General features: G+C 65.7%; 11 protein-coding genes and 2 pseudogenes. 8 read left to right on the top strand and 5 right to left on the bottom strand.

Going from position 1 to position 14,935, the window contains the following annotated elements:
• Positions 1–6 precede the first annotated feature (6 nt).
• The 3 genes and pseudogenes from OVA12_RS08445 to OVA12_RS08435 form a co-directional block, all read left to right on the top strand.
• The gene (locus OVA12_RS08445) at positions 7–891 is read left to right on the top strand and encodes a fumarylacetoacetate hydrolase family protein (RefSeq protein WP_268136241.1); all 885 of its coding nucleotides are present in this window, start codon (positions 7–9) and stop codon (positions 889–891) included.
• Positions 891–1,694, top strand: a complete 804-nt coding sequence (hpaH, locus tag OVA12_RS08440; RefSeq protein WP_268136239.1) for a 2-oxo-hept-4-ene-1,7-dioate hydratase — start codon at positions 891–893, stop codon at positions 1,692–1,694. Before OVA12_RS08445 ends, hpaH begins: the two co-directional genes overlap by 1 nt.
• Positions 1,695–1,833: 139 nt before the next feature.
• A pseudogene (locus tag OVA12_RS08435) lies at positions 1,834–3,141 on the top strand (caspase family protein); the annotation flags it as partial.
• A 293-nt stretch (positions 3,142–3,434) separates the two neighbouring features.
• On the opposite strand, the gene OVA12_RS08430 reads toward OVA12_RS08435, so the two are convergent.
• From OVA12_RS08430 to OVA12_RS08415, 4 genes are all read right to left on the bottom strand, one after another.
• Entirely contained in the window at positions 3,435–5,393 is a 1,959-nt protein-coding gene (locus OVA12_RS08430) for an adenylate/guanylate cyclase domain-containing protein (protein ID WP_268136237.1), read from the bottom strand.
• Complete coding sequence (locus OVA12_RS08425) at positions 5,390–6,106, bottom strand: hypothetical protein (protein ID WP_268136235.1); 717 nt, start codon at positions 6,104–6,106, stop codon at positions 5,390–5,392. Before OVA12_RS08425 ends, OVA12_RS08430 begins: the two co-directional genes overlap by 4 nt.
• 265 nt (positions 6,107–6,371) lie before the next feature.
• Positions 6,372–6,815, bottom strand: a complete 444-nt coding sequence (locus OVA12_RS08420) for an SH3 domain-containing protein (RefSeq protein WP_268136233.1) — start codon at positions 6,813–6,815, stop codon at positions 6,372–6,374.
• Between the two features lie 258 nt (positions 6,816–7,073).
• Complete coding sequence (locus OVA12_RS08415) at positions 7,074–8,018, bottom strand: ornithine cyclodeaminase family protein (RefSeq protein WP_268136231.1); 945 nt, start codon at positions 8,016–8,018, stop codon at positions 7,074–7,076.
• A 154-nt stretch (positions 8,019–8,172) separates the two neighbouring features.
• On the opposite strand from OVA12_RS08415, the gene OVA12_RS08410 reads away from it, so the two are divergent.
• The 3 genes from OVA12_RS08410 to OVA12_RS08400 all read left to right on the top strand — a co-directional run bounded on the left by OVA12_RS08410 (position 8,173) and on the right by OVA12_RS08400 (position 11,333).
• Positions 8,173–8,784, top strand: a complete 612-nt coding sequence (locus tag OVA12_RS08410) for a pyridoxamine 5'-phosphate oxidase family protein (protein ID WP_268136230.1) — start codon at positions 8,173–8,175, stop codon at positions 8,782–8,784.
• An 8-nt stretch (positions 8,785–8,792) separates the two neighbouring features.
• On the top strand, positions 8,793–9,194 hold the full coding sequence (locus OVA12_RS08405) for a DUF2306 domain-containing protein (RefSeq protein ID WP_268136228.1): 402 nt from the start codon (positions 8,793–8,795) through the stop codon (positions 9,192–9,194).
• Positions 9,195–9,287: 93 nt separating this feature from the next.
• On the top strand, positions 9,288–11,333 hold the full coding sequence (locus OVA12_RS08400; RefSeq protein WP_268136226.1) for a M3 family metallopeptidase: 2,046 nt from the start codon (positions 9,288–9,290) through the stop codon (positions 11,331–11,333).
• Between the two features lie 398 nt (positions 11,334–11,731).
• Here the strand turns inward: OVA12_RS08400 and cobT are convergent.
• A pseudogene (cobT, locus tag OVA12_RS08395) lies at positions 11,732–12,763 on the bottom strand (nicotinate-nucleotide--dimethylbenzimidazole phosphoribosyltransferase).
• 115 nt (positions 12,764–12,878) lie between these two features.
• Here cobT and OVA12_RS08390 point away from each other — a divergent pair.
• Both OVA12_RS08390 and OVA12_RS08385 read left to right on the top strand, forming a co-directional pair.
• Positions 12,879–13,706: an adenosylcobinamide-GDP ribazoletransferase gene (locus tag OVA12_RS08390; protein WP_268136224.1), complete on the top strand. Its 828-nt coding sequence runs from the start codon at positions 12,879–12,881 to the stop codon at positions 13,704–13,706.
• Positions 13,703–14,887 (top strand): alpha/beta hydrolase, encoded by a 1,185-nt coding sequence (locus tag OVA12_RS08385; RefSeq protein ID WP_268136222.1) that lies wholly within the window; start codon positions 13,703–13,705, stop codon positions 14,885–14,887. Before OVA12_RS08390 ends, OVA12_RS08385 begins: the two co-directional genes overlap by 4 nt.
• Positions 14,888–14,935: the final 48 nt, after the last annotated feature.

Genomic DNA, 14,935 nt, shown 5'->3' with positions numbered 1-14,935 from the left:
GACGACATGACCATCGCCCTGCCCTCATCCCGACTCGTCGGCTTTCACAAGAATGGCCAACGCCGCTACGGTCTGGTCAACGGCGATGGTGTCGTCGACCTCAGCGCACGGTTCGGAGCCCGCTGGCCGACACTGCGCAGCGTGCTCGCCGACGGCGCGCTTTCGCGGCTGGTTGACGAGGCCTCCAGCCTGCCGGCGGACCTGGCTCTCGACGGTCTCAGCTTCGATCTCCCCGTCACCGACGCAGACAAGTACATCTGCGTCGGCGTCAACTTCCCCGACCGCAACGAAGAGTACAAGGACGGCCAGGCCGCGCCGTCGAACCCGTCCCTGTTCGTGCGCTTCTCCTCGTCCTTCACCGGCCACAACGCACCGCTGATCCGCCCGCCGGAATCGCATCAGCTCGACTACGAGGGCGAGATCGTCATCGTCATCGGCAAGCCGGGCCGCCGGATCGCCGAGAAGGATGCACTCTCCCACATCGCCGGCCTCAGCCTTGCCAACGAAGGCACGCTGCGCGACTGGGTCCGCCACGCCAAGTTCAACGTGACGCAGGGCAAGAACTTCGACCGCTCCGGGTCGCTTGGCCCCTGGTTCGTGCCCTTCACCGGCGAGGAGCAGATTGCCGACATCGCGCTGGAAACCCGGGTGAACGGCGAGCTGCGCCAGTCGGACCGCACCAGCCGGATGATCTTCTCCTTCCGAAAGATCATCGCCTATATCTCGACCTTCGCCACGCTGCTGCCGGGCGATGTCATCCTGACCGGGACGCCGACGGGCGCCGGCGCGCGCTTTGATCCGCCGATCTGGCTGAAGCCGGGCGATGTGATCGAGGTCAGCGCCGACGGGCTCGGCACCCTGACCAACACTGTTGCCGACGAGGTGATCTGATGCTGAGTGCCGCCGAAATCGCCGCCGCCGCCGCCGCCCTCGATGAGGCCGAGCGCAGCCGGGTGCAGACCGGGCTCCTGTCCCTGAAGCATCCCGGCATGACCATGGACGACGCCTACGCGGTCCAGGCCGCCTGGGTGAAGCGCAAGCTGGCGGCCGGGCGCAAGGTCACCGGCTGGAAGATCGGCCTCACCTCCAAGGCGATGCAGTATGCGCTCAACATCGACATCCCGGATTCGGGCGTGCTGTTCGACGACATGGCCTTCGAGGATGGCTCGGTCATCCCCGAGGACCGTTTCATCCAGCCGCGGGTCGAGGCGGAGATCGCCTTCATCCTGAAGGCCCCGCTGAAGGGACCGCATGTCACCGTCTTCGACGTGCTGAACGCGACCGACTACATCACGCCCTCGCTGGAAATTCTCGACACGCGCATCGTCCGGGTCGATCCTCAGACGAAGCAGACCCGCACCATCGTCGACACGATTTCCGATAATGCCGCCAACGCTGGCTACGTGCTGGGTGGCCGGCCGATGCGGCCCGATGCGGTCGACATGCGCTGGATGGGGGCGATTGTCTCCCGGAATGGCGAAGTGGAAGAAACCGGCCTCGGCGCCGGCGTTCTCAACAACCCGGCCCGCGGCATCGCGTGGCTGGCCAACCGTCTGGCGCAGTATGGCATGGGTCTGTCGGCCGGAGAGGTGGTGCTGGCCGGATCCTTCATCCGTCCGGTCGAAGCCCCGCACGGCTCATCGATCCATGCAGATTTCGGACCTTTTGGCAGCGTGAGTTGCCATTTCCGCTGAAAAGCCGCGCTTTGTGATGTGCACGACGGACAGGCCGCATCATTAGACCGATGATGCGGCCTGCTTGTATGAGGACGCGACCCGTGGCAGAGATTTGTCTACCGTTGCGTCGATCATTGTCCGCCGGAGGAACACGAAGATGCTTGCGCGCGCCCTTGCCGTTCTGGTCGTCCTGATCGCCGGAATTTCGCCGGCGCTTGCCAAACGCGTTGCTCTCGTCATGGGCAATGGTGACTACGCCCATGCGGTCACCTTGCCCAATCCCGCCAATGATGCGCGCGCCATGACGGCGAAGCTGCAGCAGCTCGGCTTTGAAGTCGTCTCGGGCTATGACCTCGATTATCAGGGCATGCGCCGCACGGTCGCCGATTTCGCCAAGACCGCCCGCGGCGCGGACATCGCACTCCTGTTCTACGCCGGGCATGGCATGCAGGTCGGCGGCGTCAATTACCTGATTCCGATCGACGCCAAGTTTGCCGATGAAACCGCGCTCGACTTCGAGACCATCTCTGCGGATTTCGTGCTGCGCCAGATGTCGAATGACGTGAAGGTGCGCATGGTGTTCCTCGACGCCTGCCGCGACAATCCGCTGGCACGCACCCTCGCACGCAGCATGAGCCCCAGCCGGTCGGCTGCTGTTGGCGTCGGTCTTGCCGAAATCAAGGTTGAAGACACCGGAGCCGAGGGCTCGGTCATTGCCTTCGCCACGTCGCCCGGCGACGTGGCGCTGGATGGCTCGGGCTCAAACTCGCCTTTCACCTCCGCCTTGTTGCGCCACATCGATGCCCCGGATACCCCGATCCAGAACGTCATGACCCGCGTCACTGGCGACGTTTACCGCGAAACCGGCGAGCGCCAGCGTCCCTGGGTCAATGCATCGCTGATCGGGGAAGTGTTTCTGAACCGGTCGACGGGAGCTGCTGCTACGGCAACGGCAGAAACACCTGCGAACGGATCCACTCCAGCGCCGACCGACGTGTCCGGCACGGTTCCGGCCGCCGCCAGCCAGATCGCCTGGGAACGCGAAAAGGCGCTCTGGGATGCGGCGCAGGCAGCTGGCACGGTTGGCGATTACTCTGCTTATCTGGCGGCCTACCCGAACGGGACCTTCGCCGAAGTCGCCCGCAACCAGGTCACCCGGCTGTCCGGCGGAACCAACCCGTCTGAGGCCACGACGGTTGATCGAAATGCTCCGGCCTCCACTACCGAAGACACCGCCTCCACCGCAGCCGGGACGCAGGTCGCGGCCCTGACAGAGGGCAACAGTGCATCTCGAACCGCGCCCGCCGAAGGAGCGGCCGTGTCCAACGAGATCACCGCTGCCGAACTGGGATGGAGCCAGATGCGCCGGCGCGAGGTGCAGCTGCGCCTGAACCTTGCCGGCCATGACGTCGGCAAGCCCGATGGATCCTTCGGCAACCGCACGCGCACGGGTATCCGCGCCTGGCAGACGGCTGCCGGCCAGCCGGCAACCGGCAGTCTGAGCGAGGCGCAGTATCAGATGCTCGTTGCCCAGACGCAGGCCGCCTTTGCGGTGGTTGCTGAAAGGCTGAAGGAGCAGCAGGCGCTGCGCCGCGATGCGCGCAGCGCCCAGCGTGTGCCGCTTACGAACCGGGGCCGGAACGCCTGCCCCCAGCCGAACAGGGTGGCGGCGGTGTCGACGGCGCGGCCGGCGCAGCCTTCATCGGCGGTGTGCTCGGCGGCGTCCTCGGCGGAGCCCTTGGCCGCTGAAAGAAGCACTCAAGCTCGGGACATCGCCGTCGGGCGGGCTGTCACAGTCTCGCCGGCGGCGATCTCTGCATCTTCCGGGACCAGCGACAGCTTTGGCCCGGACGCATCCAGCCATAGCCGCGTGTCATCCAGCGTCAGCACGATTGTCTCGCTGGTCAGGCCGCGCAATTGCCCCCGCCAGAGGTGACGCTGGGCCCAGGTGCCAGGCAATTCATCGCCAACCGGGCCAGTGAAGGCCAGCCGGACACCAGCCTCCTTGGCGATTCCTTCGATCCGGCTTGCGGTGTTCACCGTCGTGCCCATGACCGTGAAGGACCGGCGGGTTTCCCCGCCAATGTCGCCGACCAGTGCCGGACCAGCGTTGATCGCAATGCGCAGGTCAAGGTCCGGCTGCCCGGTACGGCGGCGCAGTTCCGGGAGCATGTCAATGACCGCCAGCGCGCAGCCAACAGCACGCGCTTCCGGGTCGGTCACATCGTTCGGCGCATTCCAGACGGCCATCACCGCGTCGCCGATGTACTTGTCGATGTAGCCTTCCGAGCGGGTGATCTCGGTGCCGATGGCATCGAAGACGGTATTCACCACCTTCACCACCTCCCGGTCGGGCAGGCGTTCGGACATCCGGGTGAAGCCGACGATATCGATGAAGGCAACCACGACCTTGCGCGTCTCACCGCCAAGGTCCGACAGCCGTTCCTCCTCCGCCATCGCGCGGATCACCTGCGGCGACAGGTAATGGCCGAACAGCCGGACCAGTTCACGCTCGCGCCGCTTCAGCACGGCGACCTGGGCGACCCCCGCCACCATCAGTGCGATAAAACCAGCCGTCGGCGCAGCGCCTGCAGGCAGTGTCCAGCCGGACATCAAAACCGCAAAGGCAAGTCCAAGGCCTGTGAGCACCAGCCCGGCGACCACCAGCGGCAGGCTCGGCAGCGGCAGATTAAGACCGGCCAATGCACCGGCAACGGCAAAGACAAAGATCAGCGCTCCGACCAGCGGCAGCGGCGCTTCCGTAACCGTGCGGGCCACAAGCGGCGATCCGATCAGATCCGCGAGAATGAACACACCGCTCGTTGCCGTGCGAACGGGCGGGCGTCCGGCCGGTCCGGCGCTCTCGCCCACTGGCGTTTCGCGCGGCAGAAACCGGTCGAGATAAAGATGCTCATCCTCGTTCGGCAAGGTCGAGCCGAACAGGATGACACGGCCCTCGGCAAACTGCTTGAGCCTTTCGGCCCCATCCGGCGCATCCATCAGCTCCAGCACATCCAGCAGCGACAGATAGGGCACCGACGTCGCCAGCCTTGCGCCCGGCAGCGGCAGATACGGCTCGCTCACCGATGCGCCGGCATGGCTTAGCATCACGTCGACAAACGCGGGCGAGGCAGCAAGCGGCAACTGCGGCCGGTGCCGCCGCACCACACCGTCATTGTCGGTCAGGATCTCGGTCGAGCGCACGCCGTCACTTCCGGCAGCCGCAGATATCGAGCGATGCGGAATGCCGGTCGATGTCCGGGCGACGACCACCCTGCCCCGGTTCTCATAAAGGAAACGCAGGAACTGCCGGTCATAACCCTTGAGGCGGGCCTCACCCGTCTGCGGATCGGCAAAGGCATCGGCGGAAAAGGCGAAAACGAAATCGAGCCCGATGGCCTTCGCCCCGGCATCAAACAGCGCGGTCCCTGCCTTGGCGAAGGCCTGCGACATGAACACACGCGGGATCGCTTCAAGACGTTTCGACGTCAGGGACGCTTGGTCAAGACCAACAACGGCGACAGGAAACCGGTCCTGCGGCAGGTCTGTGACCAGCGCGCGCACCTGCAGCAACCGGTCACTGATCCAGCCCTCCCAGAGGGCGCGCGTCGCGCCAATGCCAGCCAGAACGCCAGCGATGACCGCGATGACAATCACCGCGGCCTTCAGTCGCCTGCGCTCCCTGGCAGCAGACGCTGCCCGCGCGGCTTCGCTCATTTCACAACGACAACCGCCGTTTCCCGGCCCACTTCAAGCGGATCCAGCGTGAACTGACGGATTTCGGACTCGCCCGTTCCGGCGCGCGGCTTGAAGATCAGCTCGATCGGCACGCCGTTGGCATCCGTGGTCTTGCCATTGACCGCCGCCGCCAGCTCCGGCATCTCCGCCAGCACCTTGTCGTCCAGCTTGTATTCCTGAGGCGTACCGCCATCGACGGACACGAAAACGCTGTCATAGCGCTGCTTGAGGTCTTCGCCGAACCGCAGCATCAGGGAAGCTGCAACCTTGTTCTCCGGGATCAGGCCGCGCATCGTCACCGCCAGCCCCTTGCCGCCGTCCGTGCCGGAATTCCCAGCTTCCTGCTTGAGGCAGTTGCCCGGACGCAGTTCCTTTTCCTCGCCTTCGACGATCATCAGCCCCGTTGCCGTCGCCGTGACGCTGCCACCGGTGATGCGGACTTCCCGGCAGGCGGTGTAATCGAGCAGGTCCACATGGCCACCGGTGCCCAGCGCGATCTCGTCGCCCGGCATCAGTTCGGCAAATGCAGAGGCGTCAACGCCTTCCGAGCGGTCCAGCACCATCGCCACCGGATCCGCAGCCAGTGCCGTCGTCGCCGCTCCGCTCACCAGGGCGGTCAGCAGCACAAGGCGCCGGGCTGCGGCGGCTCCGCGGCCTGCAAGGTCAGGGATACTCAAGGTGTGACGGGCCATCTCATGCTCCTTAAGTGTTTCAGTCAGCCCTTGCGCCAGGCACAGGGTCGAATCTCGTTGTCATGTGCCAACCTAGCGGCAAATCCGTTCCGAACTGTGGCGACAATCACATGATATCTGGGTTTTTCGGTGCCTCGCTTGCCCAGATCGACAAGCAGGGAGGCAACCCGCTCCAGCTTTCCGGCCTGACCGGCACTTCCGCCGGCGAAACGACGAGAGCCCGAACAAGCCGGGCTCTCCAAACTCAGCGCACCCCTGACCAGCGTCAGTTGCGATAGGATTCCTGCGGCAGCCGCTGCCCAGGATGGGAACCCTGGAACTCCGGCCCCGGAATGGACGGCTGCGAAGGGCGATATCCGCCTTGCGGCTGATACGGCTCGGGACGGTACGGTTCCGGCCGGTACACGGGCGGGCGGTACTCCGGCGGCCTGTACTGGGGCGGCCGGTAATGCGGCGGACGGTAGACCGGCGGACGGTAGACAGGCGGGCGATAGACCGGGGGCGGAACAACGATCACCGGAGGCGGCACGACCACCGGCGGGGGCGGATAGTAACCGCCGTTGACCGGAATGAGGTAACGGCCGCTGACAAAGCCACGGTAGCCGCCATAGAACACGGAGCACCAGGCATTGCAGGCCCCGACTTCCACGAGGGCACCACGCGGAATGACCAGGATGGGGGTATAGCCAGTCCCAGGCCCTGCGCGCATGTTGAGGTCAGCTGACGACTGCGCGGTCCAGGCAAGGGCCGCGCCGGACGACAGAAGTCCTCCGATCAGAACAGCATTAAATAAAAGCCTGCGCATTTCACCACCTTGCTCGAACGGGGTGAGGGATAAAAAATACTTCACAATCCATGACGCCACGCGCCAAAGAAAACAAGACGACAGAAGGCTTGCCTCTGCTTCACGTCTGTTTCACGCAAGCTAGAAAGGCAATTGGGCGTTATTGTGTCGCAGCCCCGCCTCTCAACCTGCTTGCCCCTCATAGGCGAGGATCGCGCCGGCGAGGTCCTCGAGCGCAGCGCCAACGGACTTGAATAGGGTGATCTCGGTGTCCGACGTGCGGCCCGGCGCGGTGCCGCGCGTCAGGTCATAAAGATCACCGGCAATGGCCTCCGCAGTCAGGACACCCGACTGCAGCGGAATGACGATGTCGCCGCCCTCCTTCATGGCTCCCGCCCGCGTATCGACATAAACCCGTGCCCGGCGAATGGCGCTGTCATCGCTTTCCCGCATGGTCGGCTTGTAGGCGCCAACCAGATCGACGTGACACCCCTCGGGCAACCAGTCGCCGAGAATGATCGGAGTCTGCGACATGGTCGCTGCACTGACGATATCCGCCGTGCGCACGGCCGCTTCCAGATCGGCGGCAGCAACCACCTCGACATCAAGGCAGGCGCGCAGGTCAGCCGCCACGTCCTCGGCGGCGGCAAGACGACGGCCCCAGATCGTCACCTTCCGGATCGGCCGCATCACGCAATGGGCCTCCGCGAGCGGCCGCGACAGGCTGCCCGTTCCCGCGATCACGAGATGGCCGGCATCCTTGCGGGCCAGATAATCGGCGGCCAGCGCCGAGGCTGCCGCCGTCCGGCGTCCCGTCAGCACGGCGCCATCGATGAGCGCAAGACCAGCCCCGGTGCGCGCATCCGAGAGAATGTACTGACCTGAAATGGAGGGCAGTCCGCGCGTCGCATTGCCCGGCACGACCGTCACCAGCTTGACCCCGAGATACTGCCCCGGCGTCCAGGCCGGCATCAGCAACAGCGTCGCGTCCACCTCATCCGGCACACCCATCGTGTGGTGGTGGCGCACCGGCATCTCGCAGCCAGCCTTGAACATCGCCCTGAGCGCCTCGACCAGCGCCTTGTAGGGCAGTGCAGCCGCCGTCTCGATGTCGTTCATTACCCGCATGGCCTGGCTCCCGCCCAACTGTCTTCAAAGGTCTGGCCAGACTAGACAGGACGGAACCGATTTCAAGGCCAGCCCCTGCAGTTTCTACTGGTACTGAGCGTATCCCGGGACTACGGTTTTTGGCATTGCCCTCCTTCCGGACTGCCCTCTCGCCATGACCATCCTGACAAGCGTTGATCAACTCGAAGCGATCTACGGCCAGACCGGCCCCACCTCCACCGTCAAGGAAAGCCCGCGCCTGACGCCGATGTATCGCCGGATGATGGAGGCAGCGCCCTTCTGCGCGCTGGCCACCAGCGGCCCCGAAGGGCTCGACTGTTCGCCGCGGGGGGACAAGGGCATGTGCGTCGTCATCGAGAACGACACGACGCTGATCATGCCCGACCGGCGCGGCAACAACCGCATCGATTCGCTGCGCAACATCGTGCGTGACCCGCGCGTGGCGCTGATGTTCCTGATCCCCGGCTCCGGCAATGCGCTGCGTGTCAACGGCAAGGCCGTTGTCAGTGTCGATCCGGCCCTGCTGGCCCGCCTTGCGATGGAGGGCAAGGAACCGCGCTCGGCCATCATCATCACCATCGAGACCATCTACTTCCAGTGTGCCCGCGCCATCATCCGCGCCGGCCTTTGGGACGAGGCTGCAAAGGTTGACCCGAAGACATTGCCGACGCCTGGCGACATCCTCGCCGACCTGTCGAATGGCACGATTGGCGGCAAGCCTTACGATGAGGAATGGCCAACCCGCGCAGCCGCTTCCATGTGGTGAGGCCGACCATGTCGCTTGAGCCTCTGCTGGCCGCCGGACCTGTGGTCTACACCCACGCCTTTGCCGCCATAGCTGCTGCCGTTCTGGGCGTTGTTCAGTTCGCAGCTCCCAAGGGCACCCTGCCCCACCGCTCTCTCGGATATCTCTGGGCGTTCCTGATGCTGTGGGTCGCCGGCTCCAGCCTGTTCATCCACGGCATCCGCATGATCGGCCCGTTTAGCCCGATCCATATCCTCTCGGTGATCACGCTCATCGGCGTCCCGATGGCGGTCTGGGCCGCGCGCAACGGACGGATCACAACCCATGCCAAGGCCATGAAGGGATACATGCTCTGGGCGCTGCTGGTCGCCGGGATCTTCACGTTCTACCCCGGCCGGTTGATGTATCAGGTCGTGTTCGGACCCAACTAAACTGGTACCGCGCCGAACCAGACCCTATATTCTGGACGACAGCCCCATCTGGGCCCTCGTCCCAAGCTCTTGCCATCCAAGGTGTTTTGCCCCATGTCCGACAACCCGCTGCTTTCTGCCTGGTCCACGCCGTTCGGCCTACCTCCGTTCGCTGACATACGGCCGCAGGATTATGTCGCTGCCTTCGACACGGCCATGGCGGAGGCCCGGGCTGACATCGATGCCATTGCCGGACAGGCCGACGCACCGACCTTCGACAACACGATCGGCGCCATGGAGACGAGCGGCGAGGCGCTGACCAGGGTCTCGCGGACGTTCTACAATCTCACCGGTGCACACACGAACCCGGAGCTGCAGGCGATCGAGCGCGAGATGGCGCCGAAGCTCGCTAGGCACGGCTCTGAAACGCTGCTGAACCCGAAGCTCGCCGCGCGCGTGTTTGCGCTTTGGGACCAGCGCGCCGGGCTTGACCTCACCCCGGAACAGGCCCGGGTGCTGGAGCGCTACCAGCTGATGTTCACCCGCGCCGGGGCCGGCCTCGACGAGGCGGCCAAGACCCGCATGGCCGAGATCAGCCAGCGGCTGGCGACCCTTGGCACCCAGTTTGCGCAGAACGTGCTCAAGGACGAATCCGACTATCAGCTCGTGCTCGAGACCGAGGCGGACCGCGCCGGCTTGCCGGATTTCCTGCTCGCGGCCGCCGCAGCCGCCGCGAAGGAGCGCGGGCTGGAAGGCAAACACGTCATCACCCTGTCGCGCTCCTCGATCGAGCCCTTCCTGCAGTTCTCCACCAACCGCGCCTTGCGGGAGGAGGCGTTCAAGGCCTGGTCCGCGCGTGGCGAGGCAGAGGGTCCGACCGACAACCGCGGCGTCATTGCCGAGACGCTGGCCCTCAGGGCCGAACGCGCCCGCCTTCTCGGCTATCCGAGCTACGCCGCCTACAAGCTTGATGATGCCATGGCCAAGACGCCGGATGCGGTGCGTGGCCTGCTGACCCGCGTCTGGGGTCCGGCCGTGGAGCGCGCGCGCGAAGAGGCCGGGAAGCTCGCAGAGGTCGCCCGGGCAGAAGGCAACAACGCCGCCATCGCCCCCTGGGACTGGCGTCATTATGCCGAGAAGGTGCGCAAGCGCGATCATGACCTCGATGAAACCGAGCTGAAGCCCTATCTGCGGCTGGACAAGATCATCGAAGCCGCCTTCGACACCGCGACCCGCCTGTTCGGCCTGCGCTTTGAGGAAAAGCACGGGCTGCCCGTCTATCATCCGGACGTGCGCGTCTTCGAGGTGAGCGATGCCCGGGGCAATCACGTCGGCCTGTTCCTCGGCGACTATTTTGCCCGCCCCTCCAAGCGCTCCGGCGCCTGGATGAGCGCCTTCCGCGCGCAGCACAAGCTGGACGGCGAGGTCCGCCCGATCATCGTCAACGTGATGAATTTCTCGAAGGGCGCGGACGACGAACCGGCGCTCCTCACCTTCGATGACGCCCGCACCCTGTTCCACGAATTCGGTCACGGCCTGCACGGGCTCCTGTCCGACGTCACCTATCCGATGATCTCCGGCACCAGCGTGGCGCGGGACTTCGTCGAGCTGCCCTCGCAGCTCTACGAGCACTGGCTGAGCCAGCCGGAGGTGCTGTCGCGCTTTGCCGTGCATTACAAGACGGGCGAGCCGATGCCGAAGGCCCTGCTCGACAAGGTGCTCGGCGCGCGCAACTTCAACCAGGGTTTCGCCACGGTCGAATACACGGCCTGCGCGCTGATCGACCTCGCCCTGCACGAGATGCCGGATCCGTCCGGCCTCGACGTGACCGCCTATGAGGCGTCAGCCCTCAAGGATCTCGGCATGCCGTCGGAGATCACCATGCGCCACCGGCTGCCGCATTTCGCCCATGCCTTTGCGGGCGAAGGCTATTCGTCCGGCTACTACAGCTACATGTGGTCGGAGGTGATGGACGCGGACGCCTTCAGCGCCTTCGAGGAAACCGGCAACGTGTTCGATCAGGCAACGGCGGAAAAGCTCTACCGCCACATCTATTCCGCCGGCGGCCGCCAGGACCCGGACGCCGCCTACAAGGCCTTCCGTGGCCGGGGCCCGGACATCAACGCCCTTCTGGAAAAGCGCGGCCTCAAGGCCGCGTGAGCTTGAAAAAACCTCGACCTCTCCGTCGTCATCCCGGCCAAGCGCAGCGCCGAGCCGGGACCGGAGAGTCGAGGCCTCTAAAATTCAATGAGTGAAACCCGGAGAGACCTGCGCTCCCCGGTCCCGGGTCTCCGCTTCGCTGCGCCCGGGATGACGATCGAGGGTTTCTCATCAGTCGGTGCGGCCTCACGGCCGCGTGAGGCAGCGGGGTCGCCGCGAACCTCTCCTCTCCGCAACGGTCATCCCCGCCTTGTGCGGGGATCCATACGATCGGACCTTCAGACCGAAAGCTGACGACGACCTTCGTGCGGGGCGCGATCCCCGCACAAGGCGGGGATGACCTCTGAGATCGAAGCCGGCGAAGTCCTCTCGCCGGCGTCTGTCGAGAGCTGTGGTGCTCAGCCGGCGTCCTTGCCCGACACGCCGGACGAGGCGAAGGTCGCCATGCCGGCGTGCACGCTGGCAGCAGCCTTGACGATGCCGGCGGCCAGCGCCGCACCGGTGCCCTCGCCGAGGCGCATGCCGAAATCGAACAGCGCGGTCTTGTTCATGGCGGCAAGGGCCCGGCGGTGCGCTTACTCGGCCGAGACATGGCCGAACAGGCAGTGGTCGAGCGCGCCCGGGTCCATCTTGTACAGCACGGCCGCGGCCGCCGTGGTGACGAAGCCGTCGACGATGACCGGCGTGCGCTGCAGACGCGCGGCAAGGATTGCACCGGCCATGGCGGCAATCTCGCGCCCGCCGACCTTGCGCAGCACTTCCAGCGGATCATTGGCGGCGCTGCCGAGCCGTGCGACGGCCTTTTCCACGGCGACGCGCTTGCGCTCCAGGCCCGCGTCGTCCACGCCGGTTCCGGGTCCGACCCAGTCGGCCGCCGTGCCGCCGAAGAGACCGTTGAACACAGCTGCGGCGATGGTGGTGTTGCCGATGCCCATCTCGCCAAGGCAGAGCAGGTCCGTGCCGCCAGCCACCGCTTCCATGCCATAAGCCATGGTGGCGGCGCAGTTGGGCTCGTCCAGCGCATCCTCGTCATCGATGGACGGCGTCGGCATGTCGATGGCGAGATCGAAGACCTTGAGGCCGAGATCATTGGCGATGCAGATCTGGTTGATCGCCGCCCCGCCGGCGGCAAAGTTTTCCAGCATCTGCCGGGTCACGCTCTGCGGGAAGGCGGAGACGCCCTTGTCGGCAATGCCGTGATTGGTGGCAAAGATCGCCACCAGCGGCCGGGTGATCTTCGGCGGCGCCTTGCCCGACCAGGCTGCGAGCCATTCAGCGATCTCTTCCAGCTTGCCAAGCGAGCCGGCCGGCTTGGTCAGCTCGGCATCGCGGGCGCGCACGGCAGCAACAGCCGCCTCATCCGGACCGGGCATCTGGGCGACCAGATTGCGGATGTCGTCAAACGGCAGGGCAGATTCGGAAAGGGACATCGCGGCTAGGCTCCGGACGGGCTGGGATCATGGGCGCTCACCCGATTGGCGGCGCGGGGTCAGCCGTTCTATAACCCTCGACAGACAAAAGACAACCAGGACAGGCGACAGTTCCATGCAGCAGAACGACACGGGCGGCGGCTTCCGCGTCCCCCCGGCTCTGGCTCGGCTGGCCGCAGACACGGCCGCCTGCCTGCGCTTCTTTACGAGGCTGCCGGTGCCAAAGGTGGGACCGCTGGATGATCCGGCAGCGGCGCCGGACTTCCGGGTGATCGCACGCGCCATGCCGCTGGCTGGCGCCGTGCTGGCAACCGGCCCGGCCCTGCTCTGGCTGGTGCTGCAAATGACCGCCCTGCCGCCGATGGCCAGCGCGGGGCTGGTTCTGGCCAGCCTGATTGCGCTGACCGGGGCGCTGCACGAGGACGGCCTCGGTGACATCGCCGATGGGTTCTTCGGCGGCGCAAGCCCGGAGCGGCGGCTGGAGATCATGAAGGACAGCCGCATCGGCGCCTTCGCCGCCATTGCGCTGGCGCTGTCACTGATCCTGAAGGTGGCGCTGCTCGCTGTGCTGCCGGAACGCTTTGGCTGGGCAGGCAGTGCCTTGCTGCTGGTGGGCGTCGAGGCGCTGTCGCGCTGTCTCGCCCTCTGGCAGTGGTCGACCTTGCCGGCCGCCCGGCCCGACGGACTCGCGGCCCGCTTCGGAGTTCCGGGCATGGACGCGGTGCTGAACGGCTTGGGCCTCACGGCTCTCGTCTTGCTTCCGCTCGTCTTTGTGCTTCCGGTTTTGTCCCTTGTCTGCGGACTTGCCGCCGGCGCACTGGCAGCGCATGCTACGGGCCGGTTGGCGTTTGCAAAGATCGGCGGCTTCACCGGCGACGTCATCGGCGCCGTGCAGCAACTTTCAGCGCTGGCGTTCCTGTTGGGAGTTCTGGTGCTGGCATGACACGACTGAATAGGTATCTCGTCCGGTTCGCAGCCATTGCCATGACTGGAGCACTGCTTGCCGGCTGCGGCAGCCGGCCTGTCACAGGTGCCTTTGCCCCGAACACAACCGCTGCCGAAGGAACTTCCATCGAAGAGCTGCTGGTCGTGACAACGCGCAGCCAGTCCGAGGCACCGGGCACCCTGTTTTCCGGCGAGCGGGCCAACCAGCGCGACTTTGCGGAAGTTGCCATTTCCATCCCCCCGAACCACGCGTCCGGCCAGATCGAATGGCCAGACAGCATGCCTGGCGACCCGGCTCGCCACATGGTCACGCGCAAGGCCAGCTATCTGAACGGCGATGACGGCTTCCGCGCCGCCGTCCGCCGCGAACTGGCCGCCCGCCAGCCCAAGGATCGGCAGGTGTTCCTGTTCATCCACGGCTACAACACCCTGTTTGCCGAGGGCGTCTACCGCTTTGCCCAGGTGATGCATGATTCCGATGCGCCCGGCGTGCCGGTGCTGTTCACCTGGGCCTCGCGCGGCGAACTCACCGACTATGTCTATGATCTCAACAGTGCCGCCGTGGCCCGCGACGAGCTGGAGCAGACGCTGGAGGATCTGGCCAACAGTGGCGCCCGCGAGGTCAACGTGCTCGCCCATTCGATGGGCACCTGGCTGATGATGGAGACCCTGCGCCAGATGCCACCGGAGCGGCGCAAGAAGCTGTCACAGAAGCTGAAGCGCATCGTGCTGGCCGCCCCGGACATCGATGTCGACGTGTTCAAGGACCAGATGCGCCGCATCGGCCGTCTCGACCCACCGATCATCCTGCTGCTGTCAAAGGACGACCGCGCACTCGACGTCTCCAGCCTCATCGCCGGGGGCAAGGACCGGGTGGGCCGCTATGATGGCGACAAGGAACTGGCGGCACTTGGCGCGGTGGTCATAGACCTGACCAATCTGGAAGGGCCGGATTCGGCGCGTCATTCCAAGTTTGCCGCCTTCGCTGCCATCGGCCCGCGCCTGACCGAGGTGTTGCAAAAGGACAAGCTGACCGTCTCTGGCAATGAAGCGGCCGGTAGCCTGGGCGCCGCCGGCAAGGACCTCGGCTCCTTTGTCAGCAGCACCGTGCAAGTCGCTGTCACCCTGCCCGTGACCCTTGTCACCGCTCCCATCCTGCTGGTGACCGGGGGCCGCTGAACGGCTCCCGCCTCGCCGCCCCCTTGTGTTCCACACGGATCCCCTTAC

Origin of the sequence: Pannonibacter sp. SL95, assembly GCF_026672425.1 — a bacterium.
GTDB lineage: Bacteria > Pseudomonadota > Alphaproteobacteria > Rhizobiales > Stappiaceae > Pannonibacter.
This window is presented reverse-complemented; position numbering and strand designations above follow the sequence as displayed.